13 protein-coding genes are annotated in these 16,270 nt (G+C 63.0%); 4 read left to right on the top strand and 9 right to left on the bottom strand.

Translation table 11 applies throughout. The features are described from left to right. Window positions 1–2: 2 nt before the first annotated feature. From dnaE to AC0AII_RS06445, 9 genes are all read right to left on the bottom strand, one after another. The gene (gene dnaE, locus AC0AII_RS06405) at window positions 3–3,560 is read right to left on the bottom strand and encodes a DNA polymerase III subunit alpha (RefSeq protein ID WP_101432112.1); all 3,558 of its coding nucleotides are present in this window, start codon (window positions 3,558–3,560) and stop codon (window positions 3–5) included. A gap of 43 nt (window positions 3,561–3,603) precedes the next feature. Beyond that, entirely contained in the window at window positions 3,604–4,533 is a 930-nt protein-coding gene (locus AC0AII_RS06410; protein WP_490446528.1) for an RluA family pseudouridine synthase, read from the bottom strand. After that, on the bottom strand, window positions 4,530–5,060 hold the full coding sequence (locus tag AC0AII_RS06415; protein WP_490446529.1) for a signal peptidase II: 531 nt from the start codon (window positions 5,058–5,060) through the stop codon (window positions 4,530–4,532). The genes AC0AII_RS06410 and AC0AII_RS06415 overlap by 4 nt, the downstream gene beginning before the upstream one ends. A gap of 12 nt (window positions 5,061–5,072) precedes the next feature. Then, a complete protein-coding gene (locus AC0AII_RS06420; protein WP_490446530.1) occupies window positions 5,073–6,377 on the bottom strand; it encodes a DivIVA domain-containing protein in 1,305 nt (434 codons plus the stop codon). Between the two features lie 91 nt (window positions 6,378–6,468). Further along, complete coding sequence (locus AC0AII_RS06425; RefSeq protein ID WP_198189529.1) at window positions 6,469–6,753, bottom strand: YggT family protein; 285 nt, start codon at window positions 6,751–6,753, stop codon at window positions 6,469–6,471. A gap of 41 nt (window positions 6,754–6,794) precedes the next feature. After that, window positions 6,795–7,262: a cell division protein SepF gene (locus tag AC0AII_RS06430; protein ID WP_490446531.1), complete on the bottom strand. Its 468-nt coding sequence runs from the start codon at window positions 7,260–7,262 to the stop codon at window positions 6,795–6,797. An 18-nt stretch (window positions 7,263–7,280) separates the two neighbouring features. Then, entirely contained in the window at window positions 7,281–8,453 is a 1,173-nt protein-coding gene (gene ftsZ, locus AC0AII_RS06435; RefSeq protein ID WP_490446532.1) for a cell division protein FtsZ, read from the bottom strand. Window positions 8,454–8,684: 231 nt separating this feature from the next. Next, window positions 8,685–9,863, bottom strand: coding sequence for a tRNA dihydrouridine synthase DusB (gene dusB / locus AC0AII_RS06440; protein WP_490446533.1), 1,179 nt, complete (start codon window positions 9,861–9,863; stop codon window positions 8,685–8,687). Continuing rightward, window positions 9,850–11,367 carry a glycine--tRNA ligase gene (locus AC0AII_RS06445; protein ID WP_490446534.1) on the bottom strand — a complete coding sequence of 506 codons (1,518 nt, stop codon included), beginning with the start codon at window positions 11,365–11,367 and terminating at the stop codon, window positions 9,850–9,852. Before AC0AII_RS06445 ends, dusB begins: the two co-directional genes overlap by 14 nt. Before the next feature lie 198 nt (window positions 11,368–11,565). On the opposite strand from AC0AII_RS06445, the gene AC0AII_RS06450 reads away from it, so the two are divergent. The 4 genes from AC0AII_RS06450 to AC0AII_RS06465 all read left to right on the top strand — a co-directional run bounded on the left by AC0AII_RS06450 (window position 11,566) and on the right by AC0AII_RS06465 (window position 16,110). Continuing rightward, window positions 11,566–11,901 (top strand): MTH1187 family thiamine-binding protein, encoded by a 336-nt coding sequence (locus AC0AII_RS06450; protein WP_490446535.1) that lies wholly within the window; start codon window positions 11,566–11,568, stop codon window positions 11,899–11,901. A gap of 61 nt (window positions 11,902–11,962) precedes the next feature. Beyond that, the gene (locus tag AC0AII_RS06455; RefSeq protein ID WP_490446536.1) at window positions 11,963–13,036 is read left to right on the top strand and encodes a LacI family DNA-binding transcriptional regulator; all 1,074 of its coding nucleotides are present in this window, start codon (window positions 11,963–11,965) and stop codon (window positions 13,034–13,036) included. A gap of 206 nt (window positions 13,037–13,242) precedes the next feature. Beyond that, complete coding sequence (locus AC0AII_RS06460; RefSeq protein WP_490446537.1) at window positions 13,243–14,535, top strand: MFS transporter; 1,293 nt, start codon at window positions 13,243–13,245, stop codon at window positions 14,533–14,535. 51 nt (window positions 14,536–14,586) lie between these two features. After that, window positions 14,587–16,110: a glycoside hydrolase family 32 protein gene (locus AC0AII_RS06465; RefSeq protein ID WP_490446538.1), complete on the top strand. Its 1,524-nt coding sequence runs from the start codon at window positions 14,587–14,589 to the stop codon at window positions 16,108–16,110. Window positions 16,111–16,270: the final 160 nt, after the last annotated feature.

A 16,270-nucleotide genomic window follows, 5' to 3' on the forward strand; every position in this document is an offset into this window, starting at 1 on the left:
ACCTAGGCTGACGGCAGACAGGAGGGTCCGAAAACGGACTTGATCTCGGCCATCATGGAGGTGTCGTGCCTGGTGCGGAATCCGTCGCCGAAGGTCAGCAGGCGGACGTTGCCCCGATCGTCGGTGACCGCCAGACGGACCTGGCAGTAGCCGGGGTGGGACTTGAGTATCCGGGCCAGCCGCTCCATGTGTCCACGATCCAGGGCCTGCCTGGGCAGGGTGATGGTCAGAGGCCGCTCGTCCGCCGACTCCAAAACGGGCACCTCCATATCGTTGACGCGGATGTTGGTAGCCTCGTCCCGCAGCTCGACCACACCCTTCACCCGGATGACCGAGTCCAGGACCAGGTCGTCGGAGTGGGCGTCGTAGACCTTGCCGAAGAACATGCACTGGATGGAGCTCTCCAGGTCCTCGATGGTGACGATGGCCCAGGGATTGCCCTTCTTGGAGACCCGTCGGTCCACAGCAGTGACCAGCCCCGCCAGAGTCACCGCCTTGCCATCCATGCCCTTGGACCGGTTGAGCAGCTGGGCGATGGACATGTCCCGCATGCCAGCCAGAACCGAGGTCATGCCGCTCAACGGATGGTCGGACACGTACAGACCCAGCATCTGACGCTCGAAGTTGAGTTTGGTGGACTTGTCCCACTCGTCGATGTCAGGGACGGTCACCTGGGCGTCGCCCAAGGCATCCTGCTGGGGCACGTCGTCATCGGGGTCGGCGAAGAGATCGAACTGACCCTCGGCCTGCTTGCGCTTGATGGGCATGACCTGGTCGACGGCCTCGTCATGAATCTGGAAGAGGGCCCTTCTGTTGGGATCGATGCCGTCGAAGGCGCCGCCCTTGATCAGGGATTCCACGGTTCGCTTGTTGAGCACCTCCATGGGCACCCGCTTGACGAAGTCCATGAAGTTGACGTACTTGCCGCGTGGCCCCTGGCGCTCCTTGATGATGTCCGCCACCACCTTGTCGCCCACATTGCGGATGGCTCCCAGGCCGAAGCGGACCACGTCGCCGACAGCGGAGTACTCGGCCACCGACTCGTTGATGTCAGGCGCCAGGATGCGGATGCCCATCCTTCTGGCCTCACCCAGGTAGAGGGCGGTCTTGTCCTTGTTGGTCTTCTCGTTCTGCAGCAGAGCGGCCATGAACTCCACCGGATAGTGGGTCTTCAGGTAGGCGGTCCAGTATGCGATCAGGGCGTAGGCCGCAGAGTGCGCCTTGTTGAAGGCGTAGCCGGAGAAGGGCACCAGGACGTCCCAGACCGCTTGGGCAGCCTCCTGGGAGTAGCCGTGCTCCTTCATGCCCTGGAAGAAGGGCACCTGTTCCTTGGCCAGGACATCGGGCTTTTTCTTGCCCATGGCCCTTCTCAGCACATCAGCTCGGCCCAGGGAGTAACCGGCCAGAATCCGGGCTGCCGACTGGACCTGCTCCTGGTAGACGATCAGACCGTAGGTCTCGTCCAGCACGCCCGCCAGGGGCTTGGCTACCTCCGGATGAATGGGCTCGATCTTCTGCTGCCCGTTCTTGCGTTTGGCATAGTTGATATGCGAGTTCATATCCATGGGCCCCGGTCGGTAGAGGGCGATCAGGGCGGAGATGTCGTTGAAGTTGTCGGGCTTGAGCATGCGCAGCAGGGATCGCATCCCGTCGCCATCGAGCTGGAAGACGCCCAGGGTGTCGCCCCGGGAGAGCAGCTGATAGGTCTCCTTGTCGTCCAGGGGAACCTTCTCGATGCTGATGGGCTCCTTGCCATTGCGCTTGATGTTGGCGACCGTGTCCCTGATGACCGTCAGGTTGGACAGCCCCAGGAAGTCCATCTTGACCAGCCCCAGGGTCTCGCAGGTGTGGTATTCGAAGGTGGTGGTCACCGTGCCGTCGGTGCGCTCCATCAGCGGCGAGGTGTTGGTGATGGGGTTGGAGGCCATGATGGTGGCGCAGGCGTGCACGCCGGTCTGGCGGATGATGCCTTCGATGCCCTTGGCCTCCTCGGTGATCCGCTTGACGTCCGGATTGGACTCGTACAGGTCACGGAACTCCTTGGCCTCCGGGTAGCGCTTGGACTGAGGATCAAAGATCTCCTTGAGGCTCATGTCCTTGCCGTTGACCGTGGGCGGCAGGGCCTTGGTGACCTGGTCGCCCACAGAGTACTCGTAGTCCATGATCCTGGCCGAGTCCTTCAGGGCCTGCTTGGTCTTGATGGTGCCGTAGGTCACGCACTGGGCCACCTTGTCGGAGCCGTACTTGCGGCCCACGTAGTCCAGGACCTTCATGCGCCCCTCGGGGTCGAAGTCCACGTCGATATCGGGCAGGGAGACGCGCTCGGGGTTGAGGAAGCGCTCGAAGATCAGCCCGTGCTTGAGCGGGTCCAGCTCGGTGATGCCCATGGCGTAGGCCACCATGGATCCTGCCGCCGATCCACGGCCCGGCCCCACCATGATGCCATGTTGCTTGGCCCAGTTGATGTAATCGGCCACCACCAGGAAGTAACCAGTGAACTGCATCTGACAAATCACGCCGCACTCGTAGTCGGCCTGGTGGGAGACCTCTTCGGGCACCCCATCCGGATAGCGGTTCTTGAGTCCCTCGTCCACCTTCTTCAGGAAGAGGGAGGTCTCGTCCCAGCCCTCCGGGCAGTCGAAGCGGGGCATGAAGGCCCCGTCCTCGTGGTCGTCGAACATGACGTTGCAGCGTTCCGCGATCTCCAAGGTATTGTCGCAGGCTTCGGGGAACTCCTTGAAGATCTCGCGCATCTCCTGGGCCGAGCGGATGTAGTAGCCGGTGCCGTCGAACTTGAAGCGGCCGGGGTCGGTCAGCCGGGACCCCGAGTTGATGCAGAGCAGAGCATCCTGGGCCGAGGCGTCCTCCTTGCGCACATAGTGCGAGTCGTTGGTGGCCACCAGAGGGGCATCCAGACGACGGGCGATCTCCAGCAGTTCCTTGGTCACCCGATGCTCGATCTCCAGCCCGTGGTCCATCAGCTCCACGTAGTAGTTCTCCTTGCCGAAGATGTCCTGGAACTCACCTGCGGCACGCAGGGCCTCGTCGAACTGGCCCAGCCTCAGCCTGGTCTGGACGATGCCCGAGGGGCAGCCGGTGGTGGCGATGACCCCCTGGTGGTAGGTGGACAGCAGGTCCTTGTCCATGCGGGGCCATTTGCCGACCAGGCCCTCCAGGTTGGCCACCGAGGAGGCCTTGATCAGGTTGACCAGACCAGTGTCGTCGCTGGCCCAGAGGGTCATGTGGGTGATGAAGCCGCCGCCCGAGACATCGTCGGAACGCTGCTCGTCGGTTCCCCAGTGGACGCGGCTCTTGTCCTGGCGGGCAGTCTCAGGGGTCACGTAGGCCTCGATGCCGATGATGGGCTTGATGTCGGCATCCACGGCCGTGCGCCAGAGCTCGTAGGCCCCGTGCATGTTGCCGTGGTCGGTGATGGCCACAGCCGGCTGCCCCAGCCGCCCCACCTCGGCAACCAGGTCGGGGATCCTGCTGGCCCCGTCCAGGGTGGAATAGTGGGTGTGGGTATGAAGGTGAACGAAGTCTGACCGGGTTGAGGACATATCTCCAACTTACCCAGGACCCTGGCCGAATCGCCGGAGTGCGCTAGCTGCGTATACCTGTGGCGCTCTGGCGCTCGATCTGCAGGGAGCGGCGCAGGTCAGCCGGGTAGGAGGAGACCACCCGGGTCCAGATCTTGGTGCGGGGATGGCGGAATTCCAGGCGCATGGCGTGCAGCCACTGCCGCTTCAGGCCCAGCCTGTCCGCCAGGTCGGGGTTGGCCCCATACATGTGGTCGCCCACCAGGGGATGGCCTATGGAGGAGAAGTGCACGCGTATCTGGTGGGTGCGCCCGGTCTCCAGATTGACGCTGACTAGGGTGGCTGAGCCGAAGCGCTCCAGCACATCCCAGTGGGTGATGGCCTCCTTGCCGGCAGGGGTGACCGTAAAGCGGAAGTCCGAGACCCGGGCCCGTCCGATGGGGGCCTCGATGGTGGCCTTGTCCTCGGAAAGATTGCCCTGAACCAGGGCGTGGTAGATCTTGACCACCTCATGCCGGGCGAACTGCCGGCGCATCTCCTTGTAGGCCAGGTCGGACTTGCAGACCAGCATAAGGCCGCTGGTGCCCGCATCCAGGCGGGAGACGATGCCCTGACGGCCCTGGGCCCCCATGGAGGTGATGTGGGTCCCCCGCTGCAGGAGGCTGCCCAGAACGGTTGGGCCGGTCCAGCCTATAGAGGGATGGGCTGCCACTCCCACCGGCTTGTCGACGACGACCACGTCCTCGTCCTCATAGACCACGGGCATGTCCTCGGCCACGGGCTCCACCTGCTTGGCCGGTTCGGGCTCGTCCAGCTCAATCAAATCGCCACTCATCAGGGTGGTGGCCTTGTTCACCCGACGGCCCATGATCCGCACATGGCCCTGGGCCACCAGATCGCTGGCCTTGGCCCTGGACAGGCCCAGCATCTTGGACAGGGCCATATCCAGGCGATGACCCACCAGGGCATCCGGCGCGGGAAGAAGCCGGGTCACTTGGCCGCTCCCCCGTGTTCTGTGGTTTGGGGCCTGCCGCTGAAGCGCACATTGCAGGCAATGAGCACCACCACGACAACACCGGCCAGAGTCAGATAGATGTCGGCCACATTGCCCACCGACCAGCCGTAGTCCAGAAAGTCGACCACGGCACCATCAAGAAAGCCTGATGCATAGGCCACCCGGTCGATCAGATTGCCTGCCGCCCCGGAAAAGGCCAGGGACAGGGCCAAAGTCCAGACCATGGAGGTGGTGCGCAGAGCCAGAGCAATAATGAGCAGACAGGCGGCCAGGGCGATCAGGGATATGACCCAGGTACTCCCTGACCCCAATCCCAGAGAAGCCCCGGGGTTGCGCACCAGTCGCAGACCGTGCAGGGGCCCCGGCAGAGCCACACTGACCCCGTTGCCCAGCCGGGCCAAGGCCAAGGCCTTGGTCACCTGATCCAGGGCTATAGCCACTGCCGCCAGAACGACGAAGACGGCCACGCGCCCGCGCAGCCGTCTCTTGTATATGTTCTTGGTCATTGCCGGATGGAATCAGTGGGCCTGTTCGGACTTCTTTTCCATGGACTGGTAATTGCTGGTGTCCGAGATCTGGTTGATGAGCTGGTTGAGGAACTCGGTCAGCTTGCTGCGGTAGCCCGCCTCGAACTGCTTGAGTCCCTGGATGTTCTCCTCCAGGACCTTGGACTGATCCATGAGCTTGTTCTTGACATCGGCGGCATAGCGGTCGGCGCTGTCGCGGGTGTTCTTGTCGTACTCCTGGGCCCGGGTCTGCACCTGGGTCTCGTACTCGTCGGCCTGGCTGTGCTGGCGCTTGGAATAGGCGTCGGCATCGGAACGGGTCTTGACCGAGTACTCATCGGCCTGGGAGCGTACGCGCTGTGAGTAGCCATCGGCCTCGGAGTGCACGCGCTTGGAGTACTCGTCCACCTCGGCGCGCGTCCTCTTGGAGTAATCCTCCGCCTTCTTGACGATGTCGTCGTGCTGGGCGTGGCCCTCGGCCACCAGCTGGGAGGCGTTGGCCTTGCCCTTGTCGACGTACTGATCGTGCAGTTGCATGGCCAGGGTGAGCATGGCGGTAGCCCTCTCGGGTTCGCTGCTGGCCTCGGCGCCAGCGCCCGCGATCCGCTGCAGGCTGCCCGTTTCGGTGGAGGGCTCGGCCTTGGAGACCTGCTGACGCAGCTGCTCCTCGCGCTTGCGGGACTCCTCCAGCTCCTTGTTCAGCTGTTCGGTGCGCTGTTGCTGCTCCTGAGAAGCCTTCTGGGCCTGGGTGACCTGCTGGCGGGCCGTGGCCATGCCCTGCTGGGAGGCATTGAGCTGGTTGGTCAGAGCCTGGACCTGCTGGCGGGCCTGGTCGCGCTCCTTTTGCATGGCCGTCAGCTGGTTGGTCAGCGCCTGGGTGTTGTTGCCCGCGGCGGCCTGGGCGGTAAGCTGGTCGATTTGGGAGTTGAGCTGCTCGACCTGACGCTTGAGCTGGTCGTTCTGGGAGGCCAGGGTCTTGACCTGGCTCTGGGACTCGGCCAGCAGTCGCTTGGTCTGGGCATCCACGGCAGGCTGTTGGGCGGCGGACCCCTGGGCCTGCTTCAGATCCCGGTTCTCCTTCTGCAGGGATTCCACCTGAGCCGTCAGGTCGGAAATCTTCGAGTTCAGCGAGGCCACATCGGTACCCAGGGACTGGGTGGAAGCGGCGTTGCCTTGCATGGCCTGCTTACCCAGAGCTTCAACCGTATCGGTGACCTGATCCAGGAAGTCGTCGACCTCGTCGACGTCGTAGCCTTCCTTAAACCGCACTGTCTGGAAGGTATGCTCCCTTATGTCATTAGGCGTCAATAGAGCCATATGTTTCTCCACCTCGCTTCAGGCCAACCAGCCCGATTGTGTTCTCTTACTGCATGCTAGCACGGAGTCTGCCGTATCCACGGTCTTGCTCTTACCCCAACAGCACCTGGATGATGATCAGGGCCGCGTAGAGCACCATGAAGGAGACGTCAAGCTGGATCCTGCCCATGGGCAGAGGCGGAATGTACCGGCGCAGCCAGCGCAGGGGCGGCTCAGTCAAGGCATAGATGACCCGAATGAGCGAGGCTACGAAGCCACGAGGGTACCAGCGAGGCGACAGGACGAGAACCCAGTCCAGAATCATCCGCACAAAGAGGATCAGCAGGTAGGTCTCAATGCAGATGTCTATCAGATATCGAAGAAAAAGAACAAGCATGCGTCTTTAGGCTCCTGGGGACACGGCTGCCAGGGCATCGCTCACTGGGCGAAAAGCCCCTTGGCCGAAGAGCCTGACTCGGGCTCCTCCACCTTGATGTTGACCTGCGCAGGACTGAGCAGAAAGACCCTGGGAGTGACTCGCTCAATGGATCCGCGTACCCCGAAGACCACACCAGCAGAGAAATCGACGATCCTGTAGGCCACCGACTCGGACACACCAGTCAGGTTGAGGACCACCGGCACTCCGTCCCGCAGGGCCCTGCCGACCATCTGCGCATCCTCATAGGACTTGGGATGGATGGTGGTGATGCGGTTGATCCGGCTCTGGAAGGGCGTGGACTCGGCCTCCTGGCTGCTGGACGTGGACTGCGGAGCCATGGGAGTCACAGAGTGATCGGTGTCGAAGCCATCGCGGGCCTCTTCATCGTCGGCCAGGTCGTCGTCATCGTCGTCCACGACGTCCGACATGCCGAAAAAGGACATTGCGTTCTTCATCAATCCTGCCATACCTGCTCCTTCGCCTGATTACCGCAGAAAGTCAGGGATATCCAGATATCCCGGGTCGGAGGTGCCGTCGTCGCCGGAAGCGGGGGGCACCACATCGTGTTCGGAGGTCTCGTCGGACTCCGCCTGGACGGACGGAGTCGTCAACGGCTGCTGGGGCTGCTGGACCGGGGCGGCCGCTGCCGGTGCGGCAGTCGTGTCCACTGCCGGGGCCGGAGTCTCATCCTTCTTAGGGGTAGGATCGAATCCGGCGGCGATGACCGTGACCCGCACCTCGTCCCCGTAGGCATCGTCCAAGGCCAGGCCCCAGATGATCTGCGCCTCGGGATGGATGGCATCCTGAACCAGCTGGGCGGCGGCAGATGCCTCCTGCATGCTCAGGTCGGTGGGGCCGGCCACATTGATCAGGGCCCCATGAGCACCCTCGATGCTCTCCTCCAGGAGCGGAGAGGAGATGGCGATCTCGGCGGCCTGGGTGGCTCGATCCTCGCCCCTGGCTGCGCCGATGCCGAAGAGGGCGGTGCCGGCATCCTTCAAGATGGCGGTGACATCGGAGAAGTCCACGTGAATGTAGGAGTTCATGGTGATCAGGTCAGTGATGCCCTGGACACCGGCCAGCAGGGCCGTGTCGGCGGTTTTGAAGGCATCCATGACCGAGACTGTGCGATCCGAGAGGTCCAGAAGCCGGTCATTGGGGATAACGATAAGGGCATCGACCTCCTTGCGCAGGTTCTCGATGCCCGATTCGGCGGAAGCGGAGCGCCTAGGCCCCTCAAAGGTGAACGGCCGGGTGACCACGGCGATGGTGAGCGCGCCTTGCTGACGGGCTGCGCGCGCCACCAGTGGGCTGGCGCCGGTGCCTGTACCGCCGCCCTCCCCTGCAGTGACGAAGACCATGTCGGCGCCCTTGAGCACCTCTTCAATGTCGGACTGGTGGTCCTGGGCAGCCTTGGCGCCCTTTTCCGGATCAGCTCCGGCCCCCAGGCCGCGGCTGTTGGCATCGGAAAGGGAGATCTTTACATCGGCTTCTGAGCGCAGGAGATCCTTGGCATCGGTATTGATGGCAACAAACTCGACATTCTGCAGACCCTCGGCGATCATGCGATTGACAGCATTGCCACCGGCTCCACCAACACCAACGACCTTGATGTTGGTCTTGTCGTTGAAATTGTCATTCTGGGCAATCTCGCTCACAGTATGCTCCCGTCACTCACGTTACGCTCAACTCTAGCGCAGGTCGTATACGCCAACACGCATTTGCCCACAGGCGTTCCGACCCTCCCTGACGGCCGTGGGCCTAGGGTCCGGGAGGACAGAGCCAACCGCCCTGACCTTCCGAGAGAACCTCCACGCCGTTCTGTCCGTATTCTAAACCCTGATTCTAGACCCGGATGCGCACGGTTGGCGACAGGAATATTTCCGGCTTCAATAGGAGGCATCCATGGGGTCGTTGCCGAAGAGCGTCTCGCGCTCCTGATGGGTGGTGGTCCGCGAATCCAGCCAGCCATAGGGAAGACGGACCTTCTTGGCATAGCGGACCCGGCCACGGGGCTTGCCGGCCACGGCTCGTGGATAGGGCATGTCCTGATCCAGATCGGCGATGCAGCGGTCCAGCTCCTCCAGGCTCTCGCAGGCCATGAAGTCGCGGCGCACCTGGCCTCCCACCGCGAAACCCTTCAAATACCAGGCCACGTGCTTGCGCATGTCGTGGACAGCCATGCGCTCGTCGCCGTCGTAGAACTCGGCCAGAAGCCGGGCATGGCGGGCCATGATGGCCCCCACCTGGCCCAGGGTGGGCTCCTGCCGTTCCGGGGAGCCAGCCAGAGCCGCCGCTATGTCGGCAAAGAGCCAGGGACGGCCCTGACAGCCCCGGCCGATGGCCACGCCTGCGCAGCCGGTCTGGGCGAACATGGCCAAGGCATCCTCGGCGGTCCAGATGTCGCCGTTGCCGAAGACGGGGATATCAACGGCCTGGACCAGCTGGGCGATCCGGTCCCAGTCGGCATGGCCGCCATAGTACTCAGCCGTGGTTCTGGCGTGCAGAGTCACGGCGGCGCATCCCTCCTCCTGGGCAATGTGCGCCGCCTCCAGGAAGGTCTCGTGCTGGTGATCGATGCCCACACGGATCTTTGCGGTGACGGGGATCCCGGCAGGCGAGCAGACGGCGACCACCCGATGGACCAGTTCGGCGAAGAGGTCGGTCTTCCATGGCAGGGCGGATCCGCCGCCGTGTCTGGTGACTTTGGGTACCGGGCAGCCGAAGTTCATGTCGATATGATCGGCCCAGCCGGCATCAACCACCATCCGGGTGGCCTGTTCCATGATCTGCGGGTCCACTCCGTACAGCTGCAGGGAGCGCACCTGCTCCTGGGGGGCGAAGCGACAGAGCCGGAAGGCCTTGGGGTTGCGCGCCACCAGGGCCCGGGCCGTCACCATCTCCCCCACATACAGTCCGTCGGGACCGTACTGCCGGCAAAGCAGGCGGAAGGGCCAGTTGGTCACGCCCGCCATAGGCGAAAGCATGACGGGCACTGGCACGGTTATCGGGCCCAGCTGCACAGGGACAGCCTTCGGGGTCGGGCGATCAGTCTCAGTACCGGCCACCGGCCTCGGCCACCTTGATGGGTTCGCTCTCGTCCGTGCCCGGCTCGCTGGCCAGGTCCGTGTAGCCGTCAGCTGCACGCGCGCCGGTCAGGTCGGACGGCCCCATGGGGTAACGCACCCGCTGCTCGCCGACGACCCGGCGCACATAGTCCTCCACCTGGTCCAGGGCCACCCGATCCTGCTGCATGGAGTCTCGGTTGCGGATGGTGACCGCCTTGTCGTCCAAGGTGTCGAAGTCCACGGTGATGCACAGAGGTGTGCCGATCTCGTCCTGGCGACGGTAGCGACGACCGATGGCGCCGGACTCGTCGTAGTCCACCATCCACTCGTTCTGGCGCAGGTCGGCAGCCAGGTCATGGGCGATCCGCTGCAGATCAGGCTTCTTGGACAGGGGCAGGACGGCTGCCTTGACCGGGGCCAGCCTCGGATCCAGGCGCAGCACGGTGCGGCGGTCAACCCCGCCCTTGGTGTTGGGTGCTTCGTCCACGTCGTAGGCATCCACCAGGAAGGCCATCAGCGAGCGCGTCAGACCGGCCGCAGGCTCAATCACATAGGGGATGTAGCGTTCCCCGCTGGCCTGGTCAAAGTAGCTCAGATCCTCGCCCGAGTGCTCGGCATGGGCCTTGAGGTCGTAATCGGTGCGGTTGGCCACGCCCTCCAGCTCGCCCCACTCGGAGCCCTGGAAGCCGAACCGGTACTCGATGTCCACGGTTCGCTTGGAATAGTGGGCCAGCTTCTCCTTGGGGTGCTCGTAGTGGCGCAGGTTCTCGGGCTTGACGCCCAGGTCCACGTACCAGCGGGTCCTGGCGTCGATCCAGTACTGATGCCACTGCTCGTCGGTGCCGGGATGGACGAAGAACTCCATCTCCATTTGCTCGAACTCGCGGGTGCGGAAGATGAAATTGCCGGGTGTGATCTCGTTGCGGAAGCTCTTGCCCATGTTGGCGATGCCAAAGGGAGGCTTGGAGCGGGAGGAGGCCATGACGGACTTGAAGTCCACGAAGATGCCCTGGGCGGTCTCGGGGCGCAGGTAGTGCAGACTCTTTTCGTCCTGGACGGGTCCCAAATGGGTCTGCAGCATCATGTTGAAGTCGCGCGGCTCGGTCCACTGGCCCTTGGTACCGCAGTCCGGGCAGGGGATGTCCTTGAGGCCGTTTTCCGGATCATGGCCGTGCTTCTCGACGTAGGCCTCCTCCAGGGTGTCGGCCCGGTGCCGCTTGTGGCAGTTCAGGCACTCGATCAGGGGGTCGTTGAAGACGGACACGTGGCCCGAGGCCTCCCAGACCGCCGTGGGCAGGATGACCGAGGTATCCACGCCGACCACGTCGTCGCGGGTGACCACCATGGTCCGCCACCACTCACGCTTGATGTTGTCCTTGAGGGCCACGCCCAAGGGGCCATAGTCCCAGGCCGAGCGCGTCCCGCCGTATATCTCCCCTGCGGGAAAGACGAATCCTCGGCGCTTGGCCAGGGAGATGACCTCATCCAGTTTCGATACTGCCACTGATCACACCTTCTGCTCGGGAGCCCCTCCTGGGGACATACGACCTGATGACCGGCCTCCAGCATACCTTCGGCGGGTGACCTGCTGTCAGCGTGGAGGCCTACCATCGAAGCAGGTGCGGGAGGCCGCGCAGGTGACCGCAGGGGGACACCGGACGTCCTGCCTGCCAACCCCAGTCGACGAGGAAAGGTTCCCGATATGCCCAATGTGAACGATACATCCTATCTGAACACCGTAGCCGAGGTCACTATTGCGCCCTCCGGTCAGGGTGAGGAGCTGTCCACCTATGTGGCCCAGGTCATCAAGGTCATCAGGGATTCGGGGCTGCCCAACCAGACCAATGCCATGAGCACCGTCGTCGAAGGGGATCTGCACCGGGTCATGGAGGTCACGGAAGAAGCCACACGGGTACTGGCCGAGCAGGGATACAGAACCGGCGTCAGCCTCAGGCTGGACATCCGTCCAGGCAAGCAGGATCAGATCCACGAGAAGGTGGAGCGGGTCGACCGGATCCTGGGCGGGGAAAGCCGCTGAAAGCTCCCTGTCACTGACGATCAGCCGGGCTGAAATCGCCTGAGCAAGTTAAGGTGTGCCCATGATCACGATGAAGCAGATCGCCGAACGCACAGGCGTGTCCGTCTCCACAGTCTCTCTGGTGCTCAACGGCCGCGACAAGGGCAGAGTCAAGTCGGAGACCGCCCGGAAAGTGCGCAGCACAGCCAAGACCCTGGGCTATCGGCCCAATCCCATGGCTCGGTCGCTGCGCACCAGCAAGACCGGCATGCTGGGCTTCATCAGCGAAGAAGTGGCCACTACGCCCTACGCTGGCGCCATTATTCGGGGCGCGCAGGATGCGGCAGCCGAGCGCGGCTATGTGCTTCTCACCGTCTCCACCGATGGAGGCATCCGGGAATCCGAGCAGATCCTGGCCTTGAAACGCTATGGGGTGGACGGATTCCTCTTCGCCAAGATGTACGACCAGGATGTTGACCTGCCCCAGGCTCTGCGCTCCTGCCCTGCCGTGGTGGTCAACGCGGCGGAGCGGGCCGACCGCTGTCCCAGCATCGCCCCTGACGAGTTTCTGATCGGCTACGATGCCACCCGCCATCTGATTGAATCAGGCTGCCGCCGGGTAGCCTACCTGGGCACCACACAGGATCTGCCGGCGCAAGAAGACAGAATGCGGGGGTATCAGGCCGCTCTCAAGGAAGCTGGGTTACCTGCAGGCCAGTCCTTGATCCGACTGGTGGGCTTCAACCAGGATGCCATGGATCAGGCGAACGACCTGATGGACGACCAGCACCCCGATGGGGTCTTCTGCTTCAATGATTCGCGCTCCATTTACCTCTACCAGGCGGCCGCAGCCCGCCATCTGGTCATCGGCAGGGACCTCAATCTGGTGGGCGTGGACAACCACCAGGTCATAGCCGAGACAATGGCACCCCCCTTGACCACGGTCGAACTGCCCCACTACGAAATGGGCTTCTGGGCGGTGCGGCGGCTGCTGATGCAGATCAATCCCCGTCGCGTTGCTCTACCGCTGCCTAAAACCCGTGCCGCCTTGCCGCCGCTTGATCAAGATGCGGGAGTGCGCATCCATTGCGCCCTGATCCGCAAGGGCTCCACCCGCCTCGATGCCGCCTCAGCCCCAGTGCCAGCCAACCGCTAAAGCCAGGAAGGCATCTTCCCTGCTCCTGATTGCCAGATGGTGAACCATGATCGAAGACTGACGACGTTCAGACCAATCGTCAATCGTTTGACGTAAATCGATTGACGTCCTACTATACCTACCAGGATCCGCTCTGCGCACAGAAGGCACATCGGACCTGGAGGCACTGCGGAGAAGCAGTGCACAAATAGGGAGAGAGGGGCAGCATGGCCGTCAAATCGTCAGCATGGAGGAATCCATCATATTTGGAATCCTCCACCGGAATATTCTTCTTCTTCTGCGCCTGGGGCATCTGGTGGTCCTTCTACCAGCGATGGCTGGTAACGGGGCTTGGCATGACCAACACCCAAGTGGGCAACATCTACTCCATCAATTCCGTGGCCACCCTGATCATCATGTTCGTCTACGGGGTCATCCAGGACGAACTGGGAGTCAAGCGCCGTCTGGCCATTTTCATCGCCGCCATCGCCGCCCTGGTGGGGCCCTTCGTCCAATTCATCTATGCGCCGCTCATGCGCTCCAACATCATGCTGGGCGCTATGCTTGGCGCAGTGGTCCTCTCTGCCGGCTTCATGTCAGGCTGCTCCCTGATCGAGGCCATCACCGAACGCTACTCGCGCAAGTTCGGCTTCGAGTATGGACAGTCCCGGGCCTGGGGCTCCTTCGGCTACGCCATCGTGGCCCTGATCGCCGGCTTCGTCTTCAACATCAACCCCATGATCAACTTCTGGCTGGGGTCCGCCTTCGGCCTGTGCATGCTGCTGGTCTACGCCTTCTGGATCCCGGACGAACAGCGTAAGGAGATCCGCCGCGAATCGACCCCCGAGGGCGAGAAATCCCAGCCTTCACTCAGGGATATGCTCCACGTACTGGGTATGCCGGCCCTCTGGCTGCTGATCATCTTCATGATCTTCACCAACACCTTCTACACGGTCTTCGACCAGCAGATGTTCCCCACTTACTACGCCAACCTCTTTGCCACACCGCAGTTGGGCAACCAGGTCTACGGCGTCCTCAACTCTTTCCAGGTCTTCCTGGAGTCGGCCATGATGGGCGTCGTGCCCGTAATCATGCGCAAGATCGGTGTGCGGAACTCGCTCTTGCTGGGCGCTACGGTCATGTTCGCCAGGATCGGCCTGTGCGGTTTCTTCCACGATCCGGTCATGGTCTCCATCGTCAAGCTCTTCCACTCCATCGAGGTCCCGCTCTTCAGCCTGCCGGCCTTCCGCTACTTCACCCTGCACTTCAACCCCAAGCTGTCTGCCACCCTGTACATGGTAGGCTTCCAGATCGCCTCCCAGGTCGGCCAGGTGGTCCTGTCCACCCCGCTGGGCATGCTCCACGACCGGGCCGGCGATCGGGTCACCTTCTACACGATCTCATTGGTGGTGCTGGTCGCTCTGATCTACGGTATCTTCGTGCTCAAGCGCGACGACCAGCAGGTGGACGGCGATCCCTTCATCAGGGATTCGCAGAAGTCCGCCCTGACCCAAGGCTGAGCCCCACGTCAACCATCATCAGTACCCGTCCAACCCTGAAAGGATTCAAGGATGAACCAGCCACCAACCAAGGAAAACGCCGATATGAGCGCTCAGCTGGACAAGGCCCAGAAGAGCATCGACCGGCTCTTCGCCACCCGCAATGACCGCTGGTATCCCCAGTGCCACATCGCCTCCAAGGCCGGATGGATCAACGACCCCAACGGCCTGAGCTATTACCAGGGGCGCTACCATGCCTACTTCCAGCTCAACCCCTATGGGAGCGAGTGGGGAAACATGCATTGGGGGCACGTATCCAGCGCCGATCTGGTCACCTGGCGGCGCGAGCCCCTGGCCATGGCGCCCACCCTGGAGGTCGAAAAGGACGGGGTCTTCTCCGGATCGGCCGTTGTGGGCGACGACGGCCGCCTGACCATCTACTACACCGGTCACCGCTGGCGCAACGGGGTCAACGATGATGAGGGCAACCTCCAGGAGCAGTGCATGGCCGTCTCCTCCGACGGTATCCACTTCGAGAAGAAAGGTGTTGTGGTCCCCTGCCCCGACGACAAGATCCTGCACTTCCGCGATCCCAAGGTGTGGAAGATGGGCGGGCTCTGGTACATGGTCTTCGGAGTCAGCACCCCCGCACAACGCGGCGAGATCTGGATGTACACCTCCAATGACATGGAGCACTGGACCTTCGACCGGGTCATCTACCGGCACCCCGACCCTGAGGTCTTCATGCTGGAGTGCCCCGACATGTTCCCCCTGGAGGACAAGTGGGTGATCTGCTACTCGGCCATGGGCCTGAAGCCCCACGGGTTCGAAGCCCGCAACCACAACAACGCCGGCTATGTGATCGGCAGCTGGCAGCCCGGCGGCGACTTCCATCAGGAGACTGAATTCCACCTCTGGGACGACGGCCATAACTTCTATGCACCGCAGACCTTCCAGGCCCCTGACGGCCGTCGGCTGGTCTTCGGCTGGATGAGCCCCTTCACCGAGCCCATCCCCATGCAGGAGGACGGCTGGTGCGGCCAGTTCACGGTACCCCGCGAGGTCACCTTGGCCGGTGATCACCTGCGCTGCCTGCCGGTGCGCGAGTTCTCCAACCTGGACCAGGACCAGCGGGACTTGGGTCCCATCGAACTGGAGGTCAACGGCAGCCAGGATCTGGTTGACGACGCGCAGACCGCCGACATCACTATAGAAATCGACCTGGCCAAGTCCCAGGCCGAGCGCATCGGTCTGGAGATTCACCGGACGCAATCCGGCGACCACACGCTGGTCTGCTATGACGACCAGCTGGGCCGCGTGGTGCTCGACCGCCACTGCAACACCTACGGGGACCGGGGTTACCGCACTGCTCCAGTCGACAAGTCCTCGGGCAAGCTCAAGCTGCGCATCATCGTGGACCGGGGCTCGATCGAGGTCGTCATCAACGACGGGCTGGAGATCATGTCCTCCTACTCCTTCCCCGCCGAAGGGCCCCGCGGCATCCGCCTGATCGCCGAATCCGGCGAGGGCAAGGCACTGATCGACTCCCTCTCCATCGCCAGGCTGGGCACCATCTGGGAAGAGCCGGATCGCTGATCCCGCTGTCCTGGTCGGCACAGGAAAGGCCCGCCCCCTGAGAATCACTCAGGGGGCGGGCCTTTTGCTCGGTAAGCATCCCCTTCAAGCATCCAGGGTCATCGCCAAAGAATCAAGATCCTGGAAGAAGCACCGATCCTCTGACACTGACTCCTTGCCA

This window comes from Bifidobacterium sp. VU/mBH4 (B4), from assembly GCF_058199535.1.

What these genes read in the sequence shown, in the direction of transcription:
- dnaE (WP_101432112.1), bottom strand. Translation starts at nt 3,560, where the DNA reads ATGTCCTCAACCCGGTCAGACTTCGTTCACCTTCATACCCACACCCAC.
- AC0AII_RS06415 (WP_490446529.1), bottom strand. Translation starts at nt 5,060, where the DNA reads ATGACCAAGAACATATACAAGAGACGGCTGCGCGGGCGCGTGGCCGTC.
- AC0AII_RS06420 (WP_490446530.1), bottom strand. Translation starts at nt 6,377, where the DNA reads ATGGCTCTATTGACGCCTAATGACATAAGGGAGCATACCTTCCAGACA.
- AC0AII_RS06425 (WP_198189529.1), bottom strand. Translation starts at nt 6,753, where the DNA reads ATGCTTGTTCTTTTTCTTCGATATCTGATAGACATCTGCATTGAGACC.
- AC0AII_RS06430 (WP_490446531.1), bottom strand. Translation starts at nt 7,262, where the DNA reads ATGGCAGGATTGATGAAGAACGCAATGTCCTTTTTCGGCATGTCGGAC.
- AC0AII_RS06450 (WP_490446535.1), top strand. Translation starts at nt 11,566, where the DNA reads ATGCCCAATGTGAACGATACATCCTATCTGAACACCGTAGCCGAGGTC.
- AC0AII_RS06455 (WP_490446536.1), top strand. Translation starts at nt 11,963, where the DNA reads ATGATCACGATGAAGCAGATCGCCGAACGCACAGGCGTGTCCGTCTCC.
- AC0AII_RS06460 (WP_490446537.1), top strand. Translation starts at nt 13,243, where the DNA reads ATGGCCGTCAAATCGTCAGCATGGAGGAATCCATCATATTTGGAATCC.
- AC0AII_RS06465 (WP_490446538.1), top strand. Translation starts at nt 14,587, where the DNA reads ATGAACCAGCCACCAACCAAGGAAAACGCCGATATGAGCGCTCAGCTG.